Source organism: Campylobacter concisus (assembly GCF_002914005.1).
Taxonomy (GTDB): domain Bacteria; phylum Campylobacterota; class Campylobacteria; order Campylobacterales; family Campylobacteraceae; genus Campylobacter_A; species Campylobacter_A concisus_N.
In genome coordinates, this window is sequence record NZ_POZU01000013.1 from 20,730 (window position 1) to 45,066 (window position 24,337).

Sequence of the window (24,337 nt, forward strand, 5' to 3'; positions counted from 1 at the left end):
AAATCCTAAAAATTTATAAAAACTTGCTATTTAAGCACCTTTGCGATTTCGCTCCAGCCCAAATTCTCAGCAAATTCAGCCGCCGTTTTGCCACTTTTTGTGCGGGCATTTTTGTCGGCACCGTTTTCTAGCAAGAGATTTACAAGATTTAAATTTCCTGCGATCGCCTCGTTGTGAAGCTGCGTATAGCCAAACTCATCAGCATCCGTGACCATATTTGGGTGCTCTTTTATATACTGTTTTACTTGCTCATATGTATTTTTGCTCATTGGATGCTCTATCAAATTTTCAGGATACTCTTTTTGCTCATAAACTACCAAAATATCGTTAAAATCGCCAAAATCAAGCCCCCACTCTTTATCGTGCTCTTTTAGCTCTTTCTTTTGCATGCGTGAGCGCATCGCCTGCACGCTAAATCCGCCGTATGCGCGTCCATCTATCGAAAAGAGCCAGTCACTCATCTCGTCTATCTTTGCGCTTATTTGGTCGCCTAACTTCACGTTTCGCACGGCGTCAGGCTCGTTTACGAGCGTACCATATATCGTTTCGCCGTCAAATTCCACATCGTCTATCCACATGTGCTCGCCGACTTCTTCGCCATTTACGACATCTAAGAAGCAAATTTTTACCATTGCATAGTCAAGCATAGGTACGATCCTGTGGCGCTCCCAGTAAACCTCACGCCAAAAATATCTAAAGCTCTCTCTGGCCTGCTCAAACGCACGCTGCATATAGTCTTCGTCGCTACTTACAAAATAGATTGGCATTTGCTTGCCAAGATCGATTTGTTTACCGAGAATTTTCTTAAAAAAGCTCATTTTCTGTCCTTATTTTTCATTTTAGATAGATCAAATTTGAATGCAAAATGATAAGATAAATTTCACTCATAAATCCGACAAATTTTAAATCCAAAAATTACGTAATGATTTCAAAATTTAGCCTACCAACTTCAAATTTAAACAAAAATGTCGTGAGATGGATTTAAATGTTACGACTAAAAATTAAGCGTGCGCTAGGCATACAGCCTGCGGAGTGAAAATTTTTCTAGCTCATTTAAAGGCACTCACGAGAGGCCGTTACTTTAGGTTTTTAAAGCTTATCGGAAGTTCTAAATTTAACCCCCTAACCAGCTTTATACACTCCTGCAGATCGTCTATGCTTTTGCTAGTCACTCTGATCTCTTCGCCCCTGATCTGCGCGCTCACCTTGATCTTTGAGTCTTTGATGGCCTTGGTGATCTTTTTTGAGTTTTCACCATCAAGCGTATCGTTTAGCTTTAGTGTCGCCTTCAAATTTCCACCACTCGCTGGCTCTCTTTTTGTCTCTGTGATCGCTACTGGCGGGATGTTTCGCTTGATGAGTTTTGAGATAACTATATCTTTTAGTGTGTCGATCTTGTTATCGCTTGAGCTAAGAAGCGTGATAAATTTCTCTTTTTCATTTAGCTCAACTTCGGCCGCAAGACCTTTAAAGTCATACCTAGCTGCGATCTCTTTTTTCGCTGTCTCAAGAGCGTTTTTAACCTCCATCATATCGACCTCAGCACTTATATCAAAACTATGCTCAGTTGCCATTTTTATCCTTTCAAATTTATTTAAATAGCCCTTTGATCTTCTCAAAAATCGACTTTTTGCCAGTCTCTTCTTGCTCTACTGCCTCTCCAATCTGCTGCACAGCAGTTTGTGCGTAGATGATAGCTCCATTTGGATCACAGTTAAAGAGATTTGAATATGAGCTTGATTTGTTTAGATCAAGTGGATTTGGCTCCACGACCTCAGTGGCCTCGAGCAGGCCTATTTCTAGCTCGTATGCGTAGTTTAGAGCATCTAAAAAGACAGGTAAATTTTGAGCGTAAAAGCCATCAATCGCATCTTTTATCTCACCACCTGCTTCATAGTCAGCCTTTAGTTTAGCTACGTTTTTAGCACTCACATAAGCACCACAGCAGTAGTTTTCGGTGATCTCATTGTAAATTTCGCCACTAAATTTATCCAAAAACTCACTTGGTAAAATTTCTCGCCAGTTGCTGATGTAGTTTTTAAATTTCTCGTTTTGCTGCGCCAAAGAGCTTAGCGATGTGCCCCGAGTGTAGAAATACTTTCTAAAAAATCCTTGCGTGACGGCGATACAAAAGCCGTGAGTTTTGTTAAAAATTTTATCGTCTTTATACTGTAACGCAGCGCTTAGTGTATCTTTATACTTTTGGGCGTAAAATTCCTCTACGCCAGCCTTGCTAGCAAGCGCTAAAACCTCGTCAAATTTACCAGCCCTTGCAAGCTCAAGTGCCTCAAAATACCACTTTGAAATTTCATCTTCGCTAATGGCGTGATAGCTTATATCATAGCCCATTATCTGCTCTCATTTATGAAATTTTCGATGTTTGCGACAATCTTTGTGATGAGTGTCTTTCTAGCCTCCAAGCTGCCCCATGCCACGTGCGGCGTGATGAGTAGATTTTCTTTGTTCTTTACATTTAAAAATGGGCTATTTTCGCTCATTGGCTCGCTTTCTAAAACGTCAGTGCCAAAGCGTAAATTTCTCTCATCTATCGCCCTTGCCATCGCAGCTTCATCCACTATGCCGCCACGTCCTAAATTTAGCACTATCGCATCATCTTTTAGCAAATTTATCTCGTTTGCACCCAGTAAATTTCTAGTTTTTTCATTTAGCGGTGCGTGGATGCTGATGATGTCGCTGTTTCTTAGTAGCTCATCTAAGCTTTTTTGCTTAAATTCGCTATTTTTATTTGCTCCGCTTGTCGAGTAGTAGCTCACATTTGCGCCAAATGCACGCGCCACTGCCGCCACACCGCGTCCTATCTCGCCAAGTCCGATGATGCCAAATTCTTTGCCAGCGATCTCGCTGATATCTGCGCCAAGATAGGTGAAAATTTCGCTTTTCACCCACTCGCCACTTTTTACGTAGTGATCATAAAATTTGATGCGGTTTGTTAGCTCAAAAAGTAAGGCAAATGTGTGCTGCACGACGCTTGCGGTTGAGTAGCCAGCTACGTTTTTAACAGCTATGTTTTTAGTTTTTGCATGTTCTAGATCGACATTATTCATGCCAGTTGCGCTTATGCAGATAAGCTTTAAATTTGTCGCCTCCATCACGGCTTTGTCGATCATGACCTTGTTTGTGATGACCGCATCAACGCCCTTTAGACGGGGCACGACCTCTTTGCTTTTGGTTTTTTGGTAGCTGATAAACTCGCCAAATTTCTTAAAAACACTAAGATCTACGTTTTCTCCCAGCGTTGCCGCGTCTAAACAAACGATCTTCATCTTTAGTCCTTAATGAAATGTCCTACAAATTTAGAGTAGTTATCTAAAATTTTGCCACCCTTTCTATATCCAAGCGCACACGCCTCGTAAGCGTAAAATACGCCAGCTTGGTAGCTCTCGCCCCTCTCATCTTGGTTAAACTCGTAAAATTCTTGATAGATGGCTTTGTTTGAGTCGTATTCGCCGTCATTGCTTGCTATTTGTACGCCGTTTTCATCATGTATCGAGACGTTTGCGCCCTCTCTGCCAAATACCGGCTTTTTCACATATTTTTTGCCCTTTAGCGGCTCGTTTGAGGTTTCAAGTAAGAGCGGATGATTAGGATATAGATCCCAAAGAATTTTCAAAATCCCCTTGCTTTGGAAAAGTAACGTGTAGGCTGGGTTTATGATGATGGCTTTTTGATTTTTGATGATATTTGAGAGTATGAGTGCTAGCTCGCCCTCATCGATCGCTATTCTCTCCCAAGGTACAAGCTTAAACCAGTATTCGAAATTTTCATCATTTTTAAAAATGCCCTCGTCATCGTTAAAAACGACCTCGTCAACATAAGCAAAGTCGGTTTTAAAGCCAGCCTCTTTTGCGATGTATTGTAGTAATTTCACGGTTTGCTCATCCTCGATACTGCCAGCAATAGAGCTAAAGAGTATCCCCCAACCCTCGTAAACATCCTCAAAATTTACATTATCGTCGCCAAGCGTGATAAGGCGTTTAAAATTTTGTTTTAGAGCTTCGTAAAGGTTATTAAATTGCTCTGCTTCATCCATATGATTTAGCTTTAGCATCGCCCACTGAATGATCGCTGTCTCAAAGACTGCCGTTGGCGTATCGGCGTTAAATTCTATCAGTTTTATCGGCTTACCATCAAGTCCGCCTGCAAGATCAAATCTGCCATAAAGATGCCAGTGAACATCATTTTCCCAGCTTTTTTTGATACTATCAACTAGGTTAAATGGTATACCTATCTCGTGAAAAAGGTTGTTATCAATGACGTGCTGAGCAGCATTTACATACATATCGTATAGCTCATTTACCGCTTCGTAGTAAGCATCCGCTTCACTTGCTTTTACCTGTACGATCTCATCCGCGATATATGAGCTGTTATCGTTATCTGTATGCCAAGCAAAGCCGATTTTCTCCATAAATTCGTTGTTTAATGTGGTGATTTTTCTTAAATTTATCATTTTCATCCTCCAAAGCTTGATGAGCTAGAGCTTGATTTTGAGCCACCACCGAAAAATCCACTCTTGCCGCCACTGCTTCTTGCAGCAGAATTTGCCGCTTTTTGCTTATTAAAGCTATCAACGCTTCTTGTGTATGCGCTTGGATTTTTGTAAGAATTTTGACGAGTAGCTTGGAAATTTTGATTTCCAAAAAGCTTGCTACCTATCCAGCTACCAAGTATCGCACCAGCAGCTGAGGCAAGTATCGTCTCACCAAGACTTAGCCCACCGCTACTTAGCTGGGCGTCGCTCGTTTTTGTTAAATTTGAAGTGCCATTGTCAATATTTGTGTTTGCTTGAGCTAGGAGTTTATCGATCTCCTCCTTGCTTAGCACACGTTCAGTGCCATTTATATCTTTTAGCACGACTCTAGTTTCGGTGCTTGGATACTCTTCTAAAATTTTATAAACACCAGGTGCACTCTCTTCGATGATAACAAAGGCGCCGTTTTTTTGCGCAACTTCATTTAGTGCGTTTTCATCACCGCCATTGTTATTGCCACAACCAGCAAGGCCAGCCATAACGATCGCACCAAATCCGCCTACCGCAGCATAAGTAGCTATCTTTTTAATGTGTTTCATATCTCTCCTATCAACTCTTTTAAATTTTTATGTCTTCTAACAAGTATCACGCCTCGTTTAAATTTTATAAATTTTGAGTGGTGTATCGCTTTTATTATCTTTTCACTAGCCTTTTTCGTTGCCTTTGGCTTTAGATTTAGCTCCTTTAAAAATTCACTTAAATTTATCCATTTTGACTCATTTTCTATCTCGGCCTCTATCGCTTCGTTATTTGGCATATCGTCATTTTTTTGTGCTAAAAGTGGCCTTTGCATAGCATTTAGAAACTGCATGAGTTTCTCATCTCTGTCCTTATAAATTTGTAAAATTTCATTTTTTCGCTCGATTAGCATCTGCTCTTTTTCTTTAAAAAGCCTATCTTTATCGACTTGCAAGTTTAAATTTAAACTCTTTAACTCGCTTAACTCATTTAGCAAATAATTTACAAACTCATCATTTTGGGATTTGGTTTTTGTGCTTTTTGGAGCGGATTTTGCGGCTTTTTCGCTACTTGGTTTTTCATCAAGGATGACAAATTTTGTGCCATTTTCAATGACTGTATTTATCGAACCACGGCGGATTCTATTATAGACTGCTTCTTTTGTTATGCCTAAAATTTCTGCAGCTTCGTTTATAGCTAGCTTTTGCATCGAATTTCCGTTTAAAATAAAATAAAAAAATTGCTTTGATTATAAAAAAATAAGGCTAAAAGAAGAGTTAAACAAAGAGAGCAAAGCCCTCTTTGTCTTGGTTTTAGAGTCTTGACTCGTAGCGTCTAAGCATATAAAGACGTTTAAGCATTTTCTTGCGAGCTGCAATTTTTTGTTTTTTGCGGATCTCAGTTTTAGGCTCAAAGAAGCGTCTAGCTCTTGCTTCAGTTACTACTAAGTTACGGTCAGTTTGTTTTTTAAACTTTCTGTAACCCTCGTCAAATGACTCGTTAGGATGTACCTTAATACCAGGCAACGTCCTCACCACCTTTCAGATTAAAATAAGCCGTGAGTATAGTTTAATTTTCATAAATTTAAGCTTTTAACTATTTTTTTTTAAAACTCTTTTAATGCCATAAGCTTTATAATCATAAAATTTCAAAAAAGGCTTATTATGTCAAAGGATTTTCATCTTAGCTACGCCAAGAGGCGTTACATTTTTTTCGCCTGTATTACGCTATTTGTCTTTGTTTTGCCATTTATCATGGTAAATGATGCACAGTTATTTTTGCTAAGTTTTGATAAAAGTAGAGTTGATCTCTTTTTTACAAAATTTGATATGCAAGAGCTTTATTTGCTGCCATTTTTATTTATTATTTTGTTCCTAAGTATATTTTTCTTAACGACACTTGCAGGGCGCGTTTGGTGCGGTTGGAGCTGTCCGCAAACTATTTTTAGAACGATATTTCGTGACCTTTTGCAAACTAAAATTTTAAAGATCAGAAAAAATATCCAAAATAAGCAAAATGAGCCAAAAGGACAAATTTTAAAGCGTGCTTTAGCAGTTGGAATTTGGTGTATTTTAGCTCTTATTATTTCGGCAAATTTTTTATGGTATTTTGTGCCACCGCTTGATTTTTTTGCTTATTTAAAAGAGCCAAGTGAGCATGGAGTTTTGCTTGCATTTTGGCTTGTTATCGCTATTTGGTTAGTTTATGATGTCATCATTTTAAAAGAAAATTTTTGCATTTATGTTTGTCCTTACGCTAGGGTGCAATCAGTGATGTTTGATAACGATACGATCCAAGTTATTTACAATCAAAAAAGAGGCGGCGTAATCTATAACGGAAAAGAGAAATTTAAAAAACCAAAAGAAGAGGGCGCGCTGTGTACTGGCTGCGAGGCATGCGTGAGGATATGTCCGACGCACATTGATATAAGAAAAGGCATGCAGCTTGAATGTATAAATTGTCTAGAGTGTAGCGATGCTTGCGCTAAAGTGATGAAGCATTTTGATGAAAGCTCGCTTATTGAGTGGAGAAGTATAAACTCTATAAAAGAGCAAAAGAGAGTCAAGATTTTACGCTTTAGAACGGTTGCTTATCTCGTCATTTTGGGCATTGTTTTAACAGCTGGGGTATTGATGAGTGGTAAAAAAGAAAGCATGCTTTTAAACATAAATAGAACAAGCGAGCTTTATAAAATTTTAGGTGAAAATGAAGTCGAAAATTCTTACGTATTTTTGGTGCAAAATACACAAAATAAAGAGCACGCCTTTTACTTTGAAGTAGATGATAAGAATATAGAAATTTCTCGTCCAAATAAGCCATTTATATTAAAAGCTGGTGCAAAGCAACGAGTAATCGTCACGCTAAAATCAAAAAATGAAAATTTAAGTGATAAAGATCTTTTAAAACATATAAATATAAAAGCCTATGCCACTGACGAGCCAGCTATCAGCGTGCAAAGGCAAAGTACTTTTATCTATCCTAAAAGATGATAAAATGGCAAAAATTTAACAGGAAGCAAGATGGCGATCTCAGAAAAGGGTAAAAAAAGATACGAGCTTATCGTAAAAACAGCACTTGAGCTATTTTTAGAAAAAGGATACGAAAAGACAAGCTTAAGCGATATTGTAGCGATAAGTGGCGGATCGCTTTCTAGCATTTATACATTTTTTGAGAATAAAGAGGGGCTTTTTGAGGCGATCTTTGAGCAAGAGATAGATGCACTTATAAAAGAGATCGATGAGAAAATAGATCTTAAAATTTCTCACAGCTTGGGGGAATTTTTAACCAAATTTGCAACCATAATATTTTCTATTACTTGCAGCAAAAGGCATATCTCTCTTGGTAGGATAATGATGAGTGAGGGTTCTAAGAATGGTGGCAAACTTGGTAAGACATTTTTGGATCAAATTTTAAAAAAGATCGATCTTGTGCTTATAAATTTCTTTGAAAGAGATGAGGTAAAAGCCAAGCTTGATTCAAAATTTTCAGCCAAATTTGCTGCAAAGTACTTTATACAAAGTGTGATTGGAGCTTATTACTACGATTCGCTTTTGATAAATGAAGAACCAAAGCTTAGTGAAAAAGAACGTAAAAAGCATGTTGGCTTGTGTGTTGAGTTGTTTTTGAATGGAGTTAGTAAAAAATAAAATTGACTTTTTATTTGTTTTCTAATAGAATCGAGAACTTTAAATTTTTGTAACAATTATTACAAAAAACTAAATATGATATTAAAATTTAAAATTAAGAGAGGTTTTTATGGCAAATTTTAAAAGTGCTCTTGTGCTTTCGGTTGCAGTTTTATTTCTAAGTGGTTGTTTTGAAAATAAAGAGAATAAAGCGGCAGCAGGTCGCCAGATGCCGCTATCTCATGTGAATATTTTTACCGCACAAAAAACAGACATACCTATTAGTTTTGATTACACTGCAACGGTTGCAAGTAGTCAAGATGTTATTATCTATCCAAAAGTTGGCGGAACTATCATAAAGCAGTTTTTTAAGCCGGGAAGCAAAGTAAAAGCAGGTGATAAGTTATTTTTGATAGATCCAGAAAAATATCAAGCTAGCTTTGACTCGCTTGATGCCTCTGTTGGCGTTGCAAATGCAAATTTGAAAAATGCCGAGACCGAGTTTAAAAGAATTTCTGCCCTTTATAAGAAAAATGCAGTCTCTCAAAAAGACTACGACGCAGCAGTTGCAGCCTATGACATTGCAAATGCGAATTTAGTAAGCGCAAAAGCAAATTTAAAAAATGCAAAAATAGATCTTGGCTACACGACTATCACAGCGCCATTTGACGGCGTAGTGGGTGATAATCAAGTAGATATTGGCTCGCTTGTCATAGCAAACCAAACAAAGCTCGTAAGACTTACAAAAATAAATCCTATTGAAGCAGAATTTTATATTGCCGATGTGGATAATCTAACTAGAAAGACAAATTTGGATAACGGCTCATGGCAACAGCTAAATAGTGACGCTGTGTTAAGTGTCAATGGCGAAAATTTTAATGGTAAAGTAAATTTTATAGATAGTGTCGTAAATACCGCGACTGGCAGCGTTTTAGCAAAGGCTAGTTTTGATAATAGTGAAGGTAAAATTTTACCAGGTGCGTTTGGTCATATAAAGATGAGCGGCTTTGTTCAAAAAAATGCCTTTAACATCCCGCAAGTTGCCCTTCAGCAAAGCGCTACAAACACTTATGTTTTAGTCGTAAAAGATGGCAAAGTAAGCCAAAAAAATGTAAAAACAGGATATCAAACAAAAAATATGGTAGCAGTCACTGAAGGCCTTGAAGATGGCGATAAGATAATCGTTAATAACTTCCTTAAAATCGGAGTTGGTGCACCAGTTGAAACTGATAAAGACCTAAGTGCGGAATTTATAAACGGCAAAGATGCAAACGCTACAAGTAGCAAGTAAAGGCAGATAGATGTTTTCAAGATTTTTCATAAACCGCCCGATATTTGCAACTGTTATATCTATCATCATAGTTATAGCAGGTCTTATGGGTATCAAAGGGCTTCCAATAGAGGAGTATCCAAGTCTTACTCCACCTACTGTCTCTGTAAGTGCGACATATAGCGGTGCTGATGCGCAGACTATCGCTGATTCAGTCGCAAGTGCGATCGAAGATCAGATAAATGGCGTTGAGAATATGCTTTATATGCAAAGCACATCAAGCTCAGCAGGTACGATGAATATAAGCGTATATTTTAAGATCGGCTCATCGTCAAAACAAGCTACGATCGATGTAAATAACCGCGTGCAAGCTGCTCTTTCAAGGTTACCTCAAGAAGTGCAAAATATGGGCGTAACGGTGCGTGAAAGAAGTGGCTCGATCCTTCAAGTAGTTGGCTTTACAAATCCAAATATGGATTTGATTGAACTATATAACTATGTAAATTTAAATATTGCTGATGAGATAAAAAGGGTTAGTGGTATAGGTGATACAGTATTGATAGGTACTAAAGAGTATTCTATGAGAATTTGGCTAAAGCCAGATAGACTAGCTCATTTTAAACTAACTCCAAGCGACGTCATTTCTCAAGTAAAAATTCAAAACTCACAATACGCTGCTGGCAAGATAGGCGAACAGCCATCGGATGGTGGTAATCCTTATGTTTATTCTGTTCGTACCGATGGACGTCTTAAAAACGCAGCCCAGTTTGGCGATATAATAATTAAAAGTTCCGATGGATCAGTGTTGAAGCTAAAAGATGTAGCTACCATAGAGCTTGGAGCAGCTAGCTATGCTAACGACGCGATGTTAAACGGCAAGCCGGCTATTCCTCTTTTGCTATTTTTACAAAACGATGCGAATGCTCTTGCTACTGCAAATGCTGTAAAAGAAAAGCTTAACGAGCTAAAGAAAACTTATCCTGTTGGCCTAGAGCACACCATAGCTTACAATCCAACAGAATTTATAGATGTTTCAATTGATGAGGTTATAAAAACTTTTATTGAGGCGATGGTACTCGTCTTAATCGTAATGTACTTTTTCTTAAAAAGTTTTCGTGCGACTATCATTCCGATGCTTGCTGTGCCAGTTTCTATCATAGGCACATTTGGCGGACTTTATGTGATGGGCTTTAGTATAAATTTGATCACGCTTTTTGCCCTGATCCTTGCCATCGGTATCGTCGTAGATGATGCTATTATCGTCATAGAAAATGTCGAGAGAATTTTACATGAAGATAAAGAGATCAGCGTAAAAGACGCGACGTTTAAGGCAATGGAGGAGGTGCAAACTCCGGTTATCTCTATCGTACTCGTGCTTTGCGCAGTTTTCGTGCCAGTTTCATTTATGGAAGGCTTTGTTGGCGTTATACAAAAGCAGTTTGCTCTAACACTTGTTGTTTCTGTTTGTATCTCAGGCTTCGTCGCTCTTACTCTTACGCCAGCGCTTTGTGCGGTTATGCTTAAGAAACAAGAGAGCAAGCCATTTTGGATAGTTCAGAAATTTAACGACTTCTTTGACTTTAGCACCAGACTCTTTACGGCTGGAGTGGCTAAAATTTTAAAACACGTCATTATCAGCTTTATAGTCATTGGCATAATGGGATTTGCAACGTATGGCCTATTTCAAAAGGTTCCAAAAGGGCTTGTGCCTTCAGAAGACAAGGGTGCTTTAATGGTTATCACCTCACTTCCGCCTTCAACAAATATGCTAAAGACAAAAGAAGAAGTAGTCTCAATTAGCAACGCCATTTTAAGTAATCCAAATGTTGAGTTCACTATGGCTTTTGCAGGTTATGACATACTGGCTAGCTCGCTTAGAGAAAATTCAGCCGTTAGCTTTATAAAACTAAAAGATTGGAGTGAGAGAAAAGGCGCTAACAATGGAGCTGATACATTAGCTGGCCAGTTTAATGGCATGCTTTGGAGCTCAAAAAACTCAATGACATTCGTTGTAAATTTACCGCCTATTATGGGTCTATCAATGACTGGTGGCTTTGAGATGTATCTACAAAATAAAAGCGGCAAGAGTTACAACGAGATAGAAGCAGATGCTAGAAAAGTATCAGCAATAGCCAATGCAAGGCCTGAACTAACAAATGTCAGAACCACGCTTGAGACAAATTATCGTCAGTTCAAGATAACAGTTGATAAAGAAAAAGCTAAATTATTTGGCGTAAGCGAGAGTGAAATTTTTAGCACGGTAGCAGCTACTTTTGGCTCTTACTATATAAATGACTTCAATCTTGCTGGTAAATCTTACCGAGTATATGCAAGAGCTGAGGAAAGTTTTAGAAATAATCCTGAGGATCTAAGAAAAATTTTCGTCCGCTCATATGATGGCGGCATGGTGCCACTAAATTCAGTAGCAACGCTTACAAGAACGATTGGACCTGATATTGTTGATAGATTTAACCTCTTTCCATCAGCTAAGATAATGGGTGATCCAAAACCTGGCTACACGTCAGGCGATGCGATAAGAGCGATCCAAGAGGTCGTAAATGACACGCTAAGCAGCGAGGACTACGCTATAAGCTGGGCTGGAACGGCGTATCAAGAGGTAAATTCTCAAGGAACAGGCACGGTTGCTTTTATCTTTGGTATGATTTTTGTCTTTTTGATCCTTGCAGCTCAGTACGAAAGATGGCTCATCCCACTTGCGGTTATCACAGCCGTGCCATTTGCGGTATTTGGCTCATTGCTCGCAGTCTGGATAAGAGGGCTAACAAACGATATCTACTTTGAGATCGGACTCTTGTTGCTTATTGGTCTAGCGGCCAAAAACGCCATTTTGATCGTAGAATTTGCAATGCAAGAGCGTGATAGCGGTAAGAGTATATTTGACTCAGCGATAAATGCAGCTAGACTTCGCTTTAGACCAATTGTAATGACATCAATTGCATTTACTTTAGGCGTCTTCCCGATGGTTATAAGCACAGGTGCTGGTGCAGCTTCTCGCCACTCACTAGGAACTGGTGTGGTTGGTGGCATGATCGCTTCAACTACGATAGCGATATTTTTCGTGCCAATGTTTTACTATTTGCTTGAAAATTTAAATGAAAAATACTGGAAAAAGGGAGCAAAAAAAGATGAGAAATAAGGCGTTTATACTTATAACAGCGGCATTTTTAGCTGGTTGCTCATTTCGTCCAGATATGCCAAACGTGGATACAAATTTCACCTCAACATATACTTTCGAAACAAGCGATATAAGAGATCTTTGGTGGAGAGAATTTAACGATGAAAATTTAAATTCTCTAGTAGAAAATGCACTAGAGAAAAATACAAATTTACGTGTTGCTTATTTAAATTTAGAGAAAGCAAAAGCAAGCCTTGGCGTAGCTGAGGCGGATTTGCTTCCTAGTATAAATTTAAATGTAGGCTACGAAAAAGCAAAAAGTAGCGGGGAAACGTATACTAAACAACCACAAACTCGTTATAGAAAATCAGATATAAATTTAGGATTAAGCTATGAGATCGATCTTTGGGGTAGAGTAAGAAATAATGTAGCAGCGGCCGAAGAAAGCCTAAATGCAACCAAATTTGACTATGATAGCGCGAGGCTAAGTATTAGCTCAAGTGTTGCAAAAAGCTACTTTGCGTTAGTTTCATTAAATATGCAAGAAGCTGTGCTAAGAGAGACTTTAAAAACCTATGAAGACACGCTAGCGCTTCGCAAAACACAGCTTGATCTTGGAAGCATAAACGAGATGACCTATTTGCAAAGCAAGGCAGCAGTAGAAAGCGCTAAGACCAATCTTACTTCTATATTAAATGCAAAGTCAAAAGCTATCACCTCACTAGCCATCTTGACTGGTAAAAGTAATAATGAAATTTTAAGTGGAGCTATTGCTAGCTCGCAAAATTTACCAGCTTCTCCCGAGATAAGTGCTGGCATTAGCTCTGAAATTTTGCTAAGAAGAAGCGACGTGGCAAAGGCACTAGCTGATTTAAGAGCTACAAATGCTCTTGTTGGTGTTGCAAAGGCTGAGTATTTTCCAAGCATTTCACTGACTGGACTTTTTGGCTTTTCAAGTATTGATTTTGAAAATATCTTTGTTGGAAATGCCAATACATGGAGCATAGGCGGCTCTTTAGCACAGAAAATTTTTGATTTTGGCAGGACAAAAAACAATGTCCGTGTTGCCGAGACAAACGAGCAAATCGCAGCTATCACTTACGAAGCAACTGTTAGATCGGCCCTTGGTGAGGTTAGAGATGCCCTCATCTCAAGACAAAATGCAAAGCTCTCTTTGGATCAGGTAAAAAATTTGCTAAAATCCCAACAAAGAATTTACTCGCTTGCCAAAGAGCAATATGACGCTGGCTATATTGGGCATTTAGAGCTTCTTGATGCGGAGAGAAATTTGCTTCAAGCAAAATTACAAGACGTCTCAGCAAAGCTTGATGAGGTTGATAGTGCAGTCGAAGTTTATAGAGCTTTTGGTGGCGGATTTAGGTTAGAAAAATAATTAAAAAAGGAGAGAAATTGGGAACTAAGATATTAAATTTCTTGTTTTCTTGGGGATTTTTTGTTTTTGCTATCGCTCTTGGCGTAGCATTATGGTTTGCGATAAATTACGTTGATACATTTAGGCTTGAGTCAAGCTTTTATGATATCGGTGAGATATTTATGATGGCGGCTGTTTTTTGTATTGCTTTTTATGTGATCGCAGCAATATTTGTTATTCCTATTAGAGCGATCAAAAAATCTTAATCTTTCATCTAAGGACAAAATCCTTAGATGAACTCCTTGACTTCATTATGTAAAATTCTTAGATTTTTGATTATTTATTTTAAAAATTTATTTATGAAATTTACCGCATTTATATTACTACTTCTAACAAGTATATTTTTAATAGCTTGCTCAGCTAATCAAGCAAACAAAAAGATAATTAACTCTGAACTAGAAAACTTAGCTAAGCAATATGGTGGAGTATATATATTTGATGAGAAATTTGAGAAAGAGATAGAGAAAAGAGAAGCTGAGAGAAAAGAGTTAAGTAAAAAAATGAAAGGTAGAGATTTGGGTGATGGGCTTTACGCTATTGATCCAAAGCCTATTAATGAAAAACTTCCACGAATTCTCTCAAATGGTAAAAGATACTATACTCGCTGGATAGATTATGAGAACCAAACTGGTAAAGAGGCCAAAGTACCAGAAGTTTATATAAATAAGATAAAAGAATTTATTGGAGATGATTTTAGCAAACAAAGACCAGAATTACTAATGCTTTATCTATATGAAGACAAAGATATGGCTATACCTGTAACTGTAAGAGTATCTTATACATATGTAAAGACCAGCTATGGCTTATATGGTGACGAAGGAAGGGGTTTTAAATTAAGTAAACAAAATTTTGTAACAAGAACTAGTAAAGATAGATTCATTCTAATAAACAACAAATTTATAAAAGCAAACAAGGACAAGTAAGTGCAAACTAAAATTTCAAACATAAAAGGATAATCAATGAAATTTCTAGCTATAACACTCTTACTTCTAACAAGTATATTCTTAATAGCTTGCTCAGCTAATCAAGCAAATAAAAAGATAAGTAACTCTGAACTAGAAAACTTAGCTAAACAATATGGTGGAGTGTATATATTTAATCAAAAATTTGTTGATGAGATAGAGAGAAGAGAAAAAGAAAGAAGCGATTATATGGACGATTTCTTTAAAAATAACAAAAGAAATTTTAAAAGATCTGACCTAGAAATCATGGATCAAAAATTCCCTCAAACCCTCTCAAATGGTAAAAGATACTATACTCGTTGGGTAGATTATGAAAACCAAACTGGTAAGAAAGCCAAAACTTCTGAAGTCTATATAAATAAAATAATTGAGTTTATAGGTTTAGAAAATTTTAACAAAGAAAAACCATATTTAGATTTAGGAAAATTATATGTAGATGATAATGGAGAAATAGTTCCTATAAGCATAGATGTTTATTATGAAACATATAGTACTAAATATGGCTTATTTGGAGATGAAGGAATGGGAATAAGCTTTAGTAAAAAAAGTATAGTTTCGGTAAGCGGCGGAAACAAATTCATTCTAACAAACAACAAATTCATAAAAGCAAACAAGGACAAGTAAGTGCAAACTAAAAAATCAAATAAAGAGCTAATAAATTGCTTTAAAGACTATATTGATATAGCTGATGCAAGTTATGCAATGCTTCATAATGTATTTGAGAATGAAAGAAATGGACTTGATGAGCTTTATGATAAATTTGGTAAAGATAATGTCCCTGAAAACATTGTAAATTCTTATAGAGAAGATGAAATAAAAAAGCCTGTTTGGAGATATGCAGATGATGTTATCAAGGGTGACACAATAGAGGAGCTTTCCGAGAAAGCAAAAAACAATGGTAGGAATTTTGGTGATCCTACCGCTTATGCTTTAGCAATTGAAGCTAGGTTTATGGCAGATAAAATAGTAAAGAAACCAGTTGGGGCAAATGGAGAAACAAAAGATACTGAACTCAAAAATGATGTAAAAAATTTTATAGCTTTGGTACCAGATCAGCCACTCTATATCTTTTATAAACCCGAATCCCTCTCTCCTCGCACGAAACTCTTTGTCAATCGCTATGAGCTAGTAAAGCACATACCTAATCAAAAATCAGGTTTTAGCTCAACTATATTTTATGATACGCTTAAGTCAAACTATATAATAGGCTTTAGAGGAACAGAGATGAAAATAAACGATCTCTTAGATGATGCCTTTATGGCTATCACATCAAGAGCGCTTATGCAAATATCTGCCTTAAAATCACTCCAATCCTCTATGCAAGAAGCTATAAATTCTCATAGTCAAAACTTAAGTAGCTTAGATAACACCGCCAAAGACATCATTTTATCAGGTCACTCATTAGGAGGTCATCTAGCTCAAATATATGCAGTAACTTTCAAAGATAGCGGAGTAAAAGAACTTTATACTTATAACGCTCCAGGAATTTATGGTGGTATATTAGCTTCAGCTTTTACTTGGAGCTTAAGGCTTCTTAGCTTTGTGGCTAAAGCTATAGCAAAAGGTGCAAGATGGATAGCAAGAGTCATAGACAAAGATGGCTTTATAGGAAAGATGGTAGGCTCAGTTTTTAACAAGATAAAAGGTATGTTTGGCTTTAAAGATGATAAGAGCAGTGTAGATGAATACGTAGATGTAGTTAAAAATAATGAACAAGCTCAAAAGACTCTTGCAGATAAAAAGGTGAGCTCTAATATAAATAAAGCTAGCAAAGAAAAAGATATAGACATAGAGATACATCACGTAGAGAGCGTTAAACAAAGTATCAATAGAGATGAAGATAGCTTTTCGAAAGATGTAGCTGTTTTGATAGAACCTACCTTTTCGGTCATATCTGATCTAGGCTATAAGCTAGGCATAGATACAACTGGCGAAGTAAAGTATGAAAATACCGAGAATAGACACTTGGTGAATATATTAATTAGATCTCACTTTTTAAAAGAGAGCGTTTTGGTTTTATATATGCTGTGCTATCTTCTAGAAAACAAAGAAAATGAAGCCAAGATAGAAGGCAAAGATATAGCTGAAGCACTTGACTATCTAAATGAATATATCCAGTCGCTTAAATTTAAACTAAAATGCATAAGATCGAAGTTAAATTTAGATGTAAATATAGATGATATAAGTGATGCTTCTATGCTAGATACGCCTTTATATATTTTTTATGCTTATTTAAATCTCTTTTATGAATATGGCAAATTTAGTGATGAAAATTTTAAGCAAGATATGGTCGGGTATATAATAGAAAATTTAGGCAGCAACATAGATAAAAATAGCAATAAAGAAGCACATCTAGTAAAGATACTAGATATAGATGATCTAGATAAACTAGATGCGACAAAGATAGTAAGTGATGCTAGAGCTGGCGATATAGATATGCTAGTGGCTATTTGTGCTTTGAATTTATTTGTATTTGAAAAAAAGATAGACGTAAATGAGCTTGGTAAATACTTCTCTTATAGTAAAAACATCTATAAAAATATAACGATACTACGAGATAATAGAGTAGATATAGCAGAGGCCAGCATCTTCGTAAAAGATAGAATAGATATGCTAAAGAGCATAATAAATCTAAAATACGCGGATCTAGCAAAGCTAAAAGAAAATGAAAATTTTTTAGCTAGCATAGACTCTAAGGACATAAGCTCTAGCGATGAAGCCATAGTAATAGCTAATAATAAATCTGCTCAAAATAACGACGATGTGGCTTACAACAATAAAGTAGCAACCGATGATATAAAAGCTCTTATGAATGAGAGCGTAGGAAGTATCTTTTATAAAAATAACGATACTCTTAGTGTAAGTGCAGTAGATAAAAGTATCGTTGATGTTGAGGTATTAAAGGAGATATTTAAGTTAGATAACAAAAATACGAATCAAAGAATATATCTAAACTCTGCCCTTTTGTCTAAAGCCAATGAAGAGGAGGATTATCCACTTTATTTTAAAGATGAAAAATATAATAGTGATGAGAATATACCTCTAAATTTTACTCATCAGCCAAGAGATGAGGATAAAGATATAGGAAGGCTAAATGTTGCTTATAGAAATTCTCAAGCAAATATATTAAATTATTCACTATTAAATAAGAGTCTAAATATCGATCTAAAACCAATGAGCAAAAAGACTAAAGAGGCTCTTTCAAATTTAAATCAAAGGCAAAATTTACAAAAAGATAATCAATCTAAAGAAATTTCATCTACTGCGACTTCATGCCCTGTCATAGAGGATGACACTATCATTTGCCCACATGGCGGTCATGTGATCTTAAAAAGTAGGGCAGGTAGGAGCATAAGATCAGACGATCAAGGCGTGATACTTGATGTTGATTTTATAAACTCGCCAATAGTAGGCTGCTCAGCTAGGATCCCATGCGTCATAGTAGCTTATGTACCAAGATCAGCACTTAGTCTAAAAAGTATGAATGATCACTACGCTGTAATGCAAGATCTAGTGCCAAACTGCCTAAGCAACACCGGTTCTTCGCTAAGGTGCATAAAAAAAGAGAATAAACTAAAACTAGAGCATAGTTTAAGTAATTCTATGTTTGAGAATAATAACCTTGCCGTACAAAATCCAAATTTAAATAAGCCATTGATCAGACTTCATATAAAAGCTTTTGCTTCTCAAATAGATAATCTTTTGGTAACTACCTATTATCTATTTGATAAAAAATTTGAAGATAAAAATGGCTTTAGCAAGATCAAACTCAATTTAGACGAGGGAAGAGACGTAGAGGATAAGAATTTAAAGGCTCTTTTAGCGGATAATTATGACGATAAGCGTTATGACATCAAAGAATTTAAACTAAGATATGGAGTGGATAAACTGAATTTGATATTTGTAGTTCCAAAGAATTTTAGCTCTCTTGATAAAGAGAACTACAAAAAGGCAAATAGCCCGGAAAGTGGGGTAGGCTTTTTTGCCAGTTTAGATGAATTTAATAGTTCTAATATAGAAAAGAATAGACGTACTTACACTTATGTTTTTATGTCTCCAACTGGAGCTAAAAGCATAGAGCTTGAGATAGCTAAAGGGCTAGATAGTGGCTATACAAATAACATAAACACAACTAACTTTGTAATGCTTGTTAGTTGATAAATTTAAAGAGAGGGATCGTTCTTGAGATTAGATAATACAAAAATTATTAGAAGCATAGAAGACTTGCTTGACGCATTTGATGTTTTTGCTGACAAATATCAAAACATAACATTTTATTGTCGCGATTTAAACCATTTTCATGATACCAATATATTAAATGGAGATGCTTTATATAACAAGACAATCGCGAGACTATACAATCACAAGAAAGCCAATAAAAATGTGCTTATAAAAACATATAAGTATTTAGAAAAGTCAAATTTATTTAAAAGCGAAAAAGCTGTTAACACAACCAATAAGATAACAATCAAAGATATTGATATAGATGTAGAGGTTCTTAGTAAAGAACAAGATGTAATAGCAGAATTCGTAAAAGAGCTAATAGAACTTGCAAACAATGGTAGAAGCAAAGACAATAAGATTAAAAATTTTGACGATGCATCTAGCCAGTTGGTATCTAACTATAAAAATATAGAGACAAATTTTGAGGCTATATTAGATAAGCTAAAAAATTCGCTAATCAACAAAACCAATACAATACTAAGTCGTGAAAATTTTGATAAAAGAGATGAAACCGTAAAGGCCATAGAAGAGAGCTTTAAAAATATAAAAGAAAATCTCAAAAAAGCTTCAGATGATGGCAATAAATATATTTTAAAAGAGATCACAAAATTTCTAATCAATCTTGTCGACATAAGCGATATAAAGGGATCGTTTAAGCCACTAGCTTTATTGCTGGCAGCTCCAGAGGCGATAACTACTACTACAAATATAATTGACTTTTTAAACAAAAGAGGCTTTTACGCGTTTTCTGGTCCAGCCGCTAGCTTGCTAGCTACTAAATTTGGCTTTATACTAGGTCTATTAAACACAGTGTCATTTAATAATATATTGGTTTTTACAAATAACGATCAAAAAAGTGGAAAATTTATAGATTTTTCATGCTTTGATATAACAGCCACTAAAGCCAAGAGCAATTATGATGAGTATATTGGTATTTGTTCTGATTTTATTTTAGAGGGCGATGAGCAAAGCTTATTTGACGCTAGAGTAAGCAAAAATGAAAATGTAGATAAGTCTAAAAATATATCTATATGTAAAAACGACAAGAACAATAGCGAAGAGAGCTTACTTAAAAGGATAGAAGAGTGCGTGATCGCAAATAGAGCAAATTTTGTCTATATGCAATATCCATTTTTTAACTCTTTCAAATTTGCAAATCTCCTAAAAGACAAATCCCTAACAACAAAAGACAATACTCACAATACAAATAATAGTAGCGGTATCTCTAAAAACTATCTTGTCGTCTCAAACGCCCCCATAAGGCTAAACGCAAAGCTAAACGAGCACCTTATACAAAACATCTTAAGCTATAAGATAGAAGATAGTATTAACAGGGTTAGCGGTAAAAAGATAGTTGATCCGAAAAATGTAGGCAATGTAAAAGACTATAGTCAGTATTCTATACAAATAGGTGCAAAAAAAGACGAAGACCTTTATCTTTTAAGCTTGAGTCCGTTTACGAGAGTTATTAACTCTAGGCTTGCAAAATTTGAAAAGGATATAGAGGAGTATAACTCATATATGAAAGGTGTCAAAAATTTTCATGGAAGTGACGCAAAATCAGTAGAGGTTTTAAACACCACTTTTAACGCAAAATACAAAAAATTTAATGAGGCAAATTTATATCTAGGTCGCATAAATAGACACTTTAAAAACGCCAAAGATATGGAAGAGATAGTTAATAATGAAGAGGAATTTTTAAAAGCCAATATAAAGGAATTTGAAATTTTCTTTTCAGGCTTAAATTCAAACTTGAAACATGATAAAGTGGCTTATTTTTTAAACCAATACTTTAAAATGCCTAATGAAGGGATGGAGAGTTTTGAAGCAATAGCTGATGAATCTTACAATCAAGTTTCTATAAGGACACATTATTACTACCCTGCTACAAAAATATTTCTTCTAGTGATGGGCTATTATGTCATAAGGCAGATATTTGATAGCTCTATTATTAAGCAAAAAGGATTAAAATTTTCATATCTTTCATCAAACTATGAGACACTAGAGATATTTGGTGAAACACTTAATGTTCTTTACGAAAATACATATTATATACAAGAAAATAATGCTATTGTGCCTATTTACTTCTTCAAGCAAACAAAAGAAGCAAAAAAAGAACAAGATGCTATCTGCATAGAAGAGATAGTAGAAAAAATAGAGCAAAGCCATGTAAGAAATGGTGAAAATATACTAGACGATGACTCCTATAATGAGCTAAAAGAGCTTCTTAAAAATTCTACCGGCATAGACGGAGAAAGCATAGATGATAAGAATTTTGAAAAGTATATTAAACAGATAGACGATGATGAGTATAAATATACTATAGATCTATCTTTAACATCAACATTAGATGATGCCCTATATGATATATTTCCATTTTATGGCTTTTTCATAGACAAGTCTGACGATATAATGAAAAAAGTAATTGACGCTGTGTTCTCAGGTGGTAAAGGCAATATCTTTAAGAATATTTTTATGGAGCTAATAGGAGAACTAAAAGTATTTAGTATGCTAGGCGAAGCGCCAGTTGCAAAACTAGTTCACGAAAACAATAAAAAAGCCTTGAAAAAAATCAAACAAACAGCATTTGCTGGAGTGGTCAAAGTAAAAGGCAACCAACTTCTCTATATATATGTAGATAACAAAAAAAAATCCAAACACAGCATAAAAAAAACAAAACAATGGATAGATGAATTTGAAGTAGGCATAAATGTAAAAAGACAAATAGCTATAAGTGCTGGTAAAAATTTTTTAAAAAATAGCTTAAAAACTTATGCAGAAACTTTAATACAAGCTGGATTTGGCTTTTTAGTAGATAGTTTTTTCATCAACAACTACGAACAACAAAAAAGATCTTATGAACTAATACTTCATAAGTATTTCACAAATAAATTTAATGATACCTATGCTGTTAAGAATATATCTTATGAACCAAATTCCACTAAAACAAGTGAATATACCTACTATCCTATAGAGATATACTCATCTTTTATAAATATAGATCTAAAAAGAACTATCATAGGAGGAAGACTATCTAGTGGAGGACTAGACTATCATAACTTCTTCTACTATGATATAAACACTACTACAAACAAACTAGACTCTAATCTATCTAAAGATATAAGCCTAGATACTATGATATCTTATCTATGTCTAGATGAGCTAAGAACAGATAATAAAACTGATGAAGAGTTCTTTAACAACCTTAACAAAAGAAATAAAAAACTAGCATATTCACCAAAAGAGCTTATGCTACAAGGAGTTAAAACATTGCTAACAATAAGTCCATCAAACTCAATAGATATAAAACAAAGAGATGAAATTTATGATTTATATAGTCAGGGTGTCGAAGAGGGTACTGACCTACCAATAGACAAATACAACGAAGCTATGGAGATACTAGAAGACTTTAAAAATGGAAATTTAAATACCAATGTATGTGAAGTAGATAATAAATCAAGAAGACTACTAAAAGCATTAGATGTAATAGGCAACAACAATGTAAAGGGTATGTATGTGGGGTGTAAGATAGAGCATAGCAAAAAAAATAAAAAAGATATGCCACCTCGCCTAATAGGTCGTCTAGCCACTACCATAGTTATGGAAGATGGTCTATATATAGGATAAGAGATGAAAAAGATCATATTTATCATCATAGCTCTTTTAGTAGCCGGATCACTATTAATAATCAATAAAGGAAATTTAATGAGTAAAGAAAATTTAATGGATAACACTAATACATATACGGTCATAGCTCCAAATGGAGAAGAAGTCTGGTTTGATAAAAATACAAATTTAATCGTGTCTAAAACTAAAGATGACAACACAACAAAGTATTTTAAGGAAAAATCCCAAATGCTCCTTGACTCCCGCTCCATCCTAGACTCATCTTTATATAAAAACTATAAACCACTATACTATAACCCTAAACCAAACTCTTTAGGTCAAACAGACTATCTATCATTTAAACCATGGCTAGATATTAGCTATAAATCAAACTCTACTAAGATAGCTCCTTGGACTAAAACAGAAAAAGCTTATTATGAAAGTCTAAAAGATAAAAGAGATAGATATATCTATCTAGTAAAAAGAAGTAATCTAAAATGCACTATGATAGATATTCCTGAAGATGTAATAGGTAGAGTAGATAGTAATGGCAAACTAACAAAGCCTGAGTATGCTGAAATTTATGATGAAGTAAATAGAAATAAAAATACACTTAAATCAAGATTATTTAATGGTGAGTGGAATATATGTGCAGGTATATTAGGAGATAGACGATCATTTTCTTCAGCTACTGTATTAAATAACTCTGGCTTTAAAACAAGAGCTAGACAAGCAGTATTCTTAGCAGCCCAACTAGGAGAAGTAGATGCTTTAAAAGTGTTAGCTAGATACTTTTCTTCTTCGTCTTATATATCAGGCTCAAATAAAGACTTGCAAGCAAAAATAAAATTTGAGAATTTATTTAAAAATCCACCACTAGATGAATATGGCATGATGCCCTATCTTGATGAGATAGTGGGAAGTTACTTTGTGATGGATTTTAATAGGGGTGGTGTAGTGATTAACCCTACAGGATCAATGCATAGAGTTTTAAGAGAACTTGTGGAAGACGAAGGCAAACTACTTGATCCTAGAGACCTAGATGCAAATGAGACTACAAGGGAAGAATTTGTGGCGTATGTAAAAAAAGAACTGCTAGAATATGCAGAGATTTTTTCTGAAAAAGGCTATCCAGCTAATTATGAAGATAGAGACATAGACCTCTACATCGACTCCACTCTTCTAGAATCTAAAATAATGTCCCTAACTCCACCTGAGGGCTATCCTAATGCACCATACTATAACACACCAGAAGAGCTAACAAGACTATATGAGGCTGGTAAATTAGACAAAAAGCTAAATCCTCTAACGCCAGTAATGTATAGAGATAGCTTCCCTGAAGATCTTAGGCAAAAGATACTAAGTTATGCAAAAGAGCATAATATAAAGGATTAAAGAATAAATTTAATATCTATGGCTCCAAACGGAGCCAAAGAAAAATATATTAAGCCACTACAATCAAAGATCTCTACGATAACCGGCCTAATAGAACTTTATAAAACCTCATATGAAAAACTAGAAGAAAACTATAAAGAGATAATGCATGTAGGCAATATGTTGGTCACACTATTAAC

Annotated in this window: 19 protein-coding genes; 11 read left to right on the forward strand and 8 right to left on the reverse strand. The window is 35.4% G+C overall.

Features of this window, described 5'->3' with window-relative positions; genetic code table 11:
- Nucleotides 1-26: 26 nt before the first annotated feature.
- The 8 genes from CYP54_RS01865 to rpsU form a co-directional block, all read right to left on the reverse strand.
- Entirely contained in the window at nt 27-818 is a 792-nt protein-coding gene (locus tag CYP54_RS01865) for a YegJ family protein (protein ID WP_103603982.1), read from the reverse strand.
- 258 nt (nt 819-1,076) lie between these two features.
- Nucleotides 1,077-1,574, reverse strand: a complete 498-nt coding sequence (locus CYP54_RS01870; RefSeq protein ID WP_103603983.1) for a YajQ family cyclic di-GMP-binding protein — start codon at nt 1,572-1,574, stop codon at nt 1,077-1,079.
- A gap of 16 nt (nt 1,575-1,590) precedes the next feature.
- The gene (locus tag CYP54_RS01875; RefSeq protein WP_103603984.1) at nt 1,591-2,349 is read right to left on the reverse strand and encodes a hypothetical protein; all 759 of its coding nucleotides are present in this window, start codon (nt 2,347-2,349) and stop codon (nt 1,591-1,593) included.
- Nucleotides 2,349-3,284: a D-2-hydroxyacid dehydrogenase gene (locus CYP54_RS01880; RefSeq protein ID WP_103603985.1), complete on the reverse strand. Its 936-nt coding sequence runs from the start codon at nt 3,282-3,284 to the stop codon at nt 2,349-2,351. Before CYP54_RS01880 ends, CYP54_RS01875 begins: the two co-directional genes overlap by 1 nt.
- A gap of 2 nt (nt 3,285-3,286) precedes the next feature.
- Entirely contained in the window at nt 3,287-4,468 is a 1,182-nt protein-coding gene (locus CYP54_RS01885) for a glutathionylspermidine synthase family protein (RefSeq protein WP_103603986.1), read from the reverse strand.
- Between the two features lie 2 nt (nt 4,469-4,470).
- Entirely contained in the window at nt 4,471-5,088 is a 618-nt protein-coding gene (locus CYP54_RS01890; protein ID WP_103603987.1) for a UPF0323 family lipoprotein, read from the reverse strand.
- The gene (locus tag CYP54_RS01895; protein ID WP_103603988.1) at nt 5,085-5,717 is read right to left on the reverse strand and encodes a DNA-binding protein; all 633 of its coding nucleotides are present in this window, start codon (nt 5,715-5,717) and stop codon (nt 5,085-5,087) included. The genes CYP54_RS01890 and CYP54_RS01895 overlap by 4 nt, the downstream gene beginning before the upstream one ends.
- 103 nt (nt 5,718-5,820) lie before the next feature.
- Complete coding sequence (rpsU, locus tag CYP54_RS01900) at nt 5,821-6,033, reverse strand: 30S ribosomal protein S21 (RefSeq protein WP_009294994.1); 213 nt, start codon at nt 6,031-6,033, stop codon at nt 5,821-5,823.
- 138 nt (nt 6,034-6,171) lie between these two features.
- Here rpsU and ccoG point away from each other — a divergent pair, with 138 nt between their 5' ends.
- The 11 genes from ccoG (at nt 6,172) to CYP54_RS01955 (ending at nt 24,158) form a co-directional block, all read left to right on the forward strand.
- Nucleotides 6,172-7,497 (forward strand): cytochrome c oxidase accessory protein CcoG, encoded by a 1,326-nt coding sequence (gene ccoG / locus CYP54_RS01905; protein ID WP_103603989.1) that lies wholly within the window; start codon nt 6,172-6,174, stop codon nt 7,495-7,497.
- Between the two features lie 30 nt (nt 7,498-7,527).
- The gene (locus CYP54_RS01910; protein WP_103603990.1) at nt 7,528-8,154 is read left to right on the forward strand and encodes a TetR/AcrR family transcriptional regulator; all 627 of its coding nucleotides are present in this window, start codon (nt 7,528-7,530) and stop codon (nt 8,152-8,154) included.
- Nucleotides 8,155-8,263: 109 nt separating this feature from the next.
- On the forward strand, nt 8,264-9,424 hold the full coding sequence (locus CYP54_RS01915) for an efflux RND transporter periplasmic adaptor subunit (RefSeq protein WP_103603991.1): 1,161 nt from the start codon (nt 8,264-8,266) through the stop codon (nt 9,422-9,424).
- Between the two features lie 10 nt (nt 9,425-9,434).
- Nucleotides 9,435-12,560 (forward strand): efflux RND transporter permease subunit, encoded by a 3,126-nt coding sequence (locus CYP54_RS01920; RefSeq protein WP_103603992.1) that lies wholly within the window; start codon nt 9,435-9,437, stop codon nt 12,558-12,560.
- Nucleotides 12,550-13,932 carry an efflux transporter outer membrane subunit gene (locus tag CYP54_RS01925; RefSeq protein ID WP_103603993.1) on the forward strand — a complete coding sequence of 461 codons (1,383 nt, stop codon included), beginning with the start codon at nt 12,550-12,552 and terminating at the stop codon, nt 13,930-13,932. Before CYP54_RS01920 ends, CYP54_RS01925 begins: the two co-directional genes overlap by 11 nt.
- 17 nt (nt 13,933-13,949) lie before the next feature.
- On the forward strand, nt 13,950-14,177 hold the full coding sequence (locus tag CYP54_RS01930; RefSeq protein WP_021090435.1) for a hypothetical protein: 228 nt from the start codon (nt 13,950-13,952) through the stop codon (nt 14,175-14,177).
- 27 nt (nt 14,178-14,204) lie between these two features.
- Nucleotides 14,205-14,894, forward strand: coding sequence for a tRNA 2-selenouridine synthase (locus CYP54_RS01935; protein WP_103603994.1), 690 nt, complete (start codon nt 14,205-14,207; stop codon nt 14,892-14,894).
- Between the two features lie 36 nt (nt 14,895-14,930).
- Nucleotides 14,931-15,557 carry a tRNA 2-selenouridine synthase gene (locus CYP54_RS01940; protein WP_103603995.1) on the forward strand — a complete coding sequence of 209 codons (627 nt, stop codon included), beginning with the start codon at nt 14,931-14,933 and terminating at the stop codon, nt 15,555-15,557.
- Complete coding sequence (locus CYP54_RS01945) at nt 15,558-19,091, forward strand: Mbeg1-like protein (RefSeq protein ID WP_181001496.1); 3,534 nt, start codon at nt 15,558-15,560, stop codon at nt 19,089-19,091. It begins immediately after the preceding gene.
- Nucleotides 19,092-19,115: 24 nt separating this feature from the next.
- Nucleotides 19,116-22,784: a hypothetical protein gene (locus CYP54_RS09800; RefSeq protein WP_181001498.1), complete on the forward strand. Its 3,669-nt coding sequence runs from the start codon at nt 19,116-19,118 to the stop codon at nt 22,782-22,784.
- A 3-nt stretch (nt 22,785-22,787) separates the two neighbouring features.
- On the forward strand, nt 22,788-24,158 hold the full coding sequence (locus CYP54_RS01955) for a thioredoxin reductase (RefSeq protein ID WP_103603996.1): 1,371 nt from the start codon (nt 22,788-22,790) through the stop codon (nt 24,156-24,158).
- The last annotated feature ends 179 nt before the right edge of the window (nt 24,159-24,337 follow it).

Coding starts and splice junctions, on each gene's coding strand:
- CYP54_RS01865 (WP_103603982.1), bottom strand. CDS start 818: ATGAGCTTTTTTAAGAAAATTCTCGGTAAACAAATCGATCTTGGCAAG.
- CYP54_RS01870 (WP_103603983.1), bottom strand. CDS start 1,574: ATGGCAACTGAGCATAGTTTTGATATAAGTGCTGAGGTCGATATGATG.
- CYP54_RS01875 (WP_103603984.1), bottom strand. CDS start 2,349: ATGGGCTATGATATAAGCTATCACGCCATTAGCGAAGATGAAATTTCA.
- CYP54_RS01880 (WP_103603985.1), bottom strand. CDS start 3,284: ATGAAGATCGTTTGTTTAGACGCGGCAACGCTGGGAGAAAACGTAGAT.
- CYP54_RS01885 (WP_103603986.1), bottom strand. CDS start 4,468: ATGATAAATTTAAGAAAAATCACCACATTAAACAACGAATTTATGGAG.
- CYP54_RS01890 (WP_103603987.1), bottom strand. CDS start 5,088: ATGAAACACATTAAAAAGATAGCTACTTATGCTGCGGTAGGCGGATTT.
- CYP54_RS01895 (WP_103603988.1), bottom strand. CDS start 5,717: ATGCAAAAGCTAGCTATAAACGAAGCTGCAGAAATTTTAGGCATAACA.
- ccoG (WP_103603989.1), top strand. CDS start 6,172: ATGTCAAAGGATTTTCATCTTAGCTACGCCAAGAGGCGTTACATTTTT.
- CYP54_RS01910 (WP_103603990.1), top strand. CDS start 7,528: ATGGCGATCTCAGAAAAGGGTAAAAAAAGATACGAGCTTATCGTAAAA.
- CYP54_RS01915 (WP_103603991.1), top strand. CDS start 8,264: ATGGCAAATTTTAAAAGTGCTCTTGTGCTTTCGGTTGCAGTTTTATTT.
- CYP54_RS01920 (WP_103603992.1), top strand. CDS start 9,435: ATGTTTTCAAGATTTTTCATAAACCGCCCGATATTTGCAACTGTTATA.
- CYP54_RS01925 (WP_103603993.1), top strand. CDS start 12,550: ATGAGAAATAAGGCGTTTATACTTATAACAGCGGCATTTTTAGCTGGT.
- CYP54_RS01935 (WP_103603994.1), top strand. CDS start 14,205: ATGAACTCCTTGACTTCATTATGTAAAATTCTTAGATTTTTGATTATT.
- CYP54_RS01940 (WP_103603995.1), top strand. CDS start 14,931: ATGAAATTTCTAGCTATAACACTCTTACTTCTAACAAGTATATTCTTA.
- CYP54_RS01955 (WP_103603996.1), top strand. CDS start 22,788: ATGAAAAAGATCATATTTATCATCATAGCTCTTTTAGTAGCCGGATCA.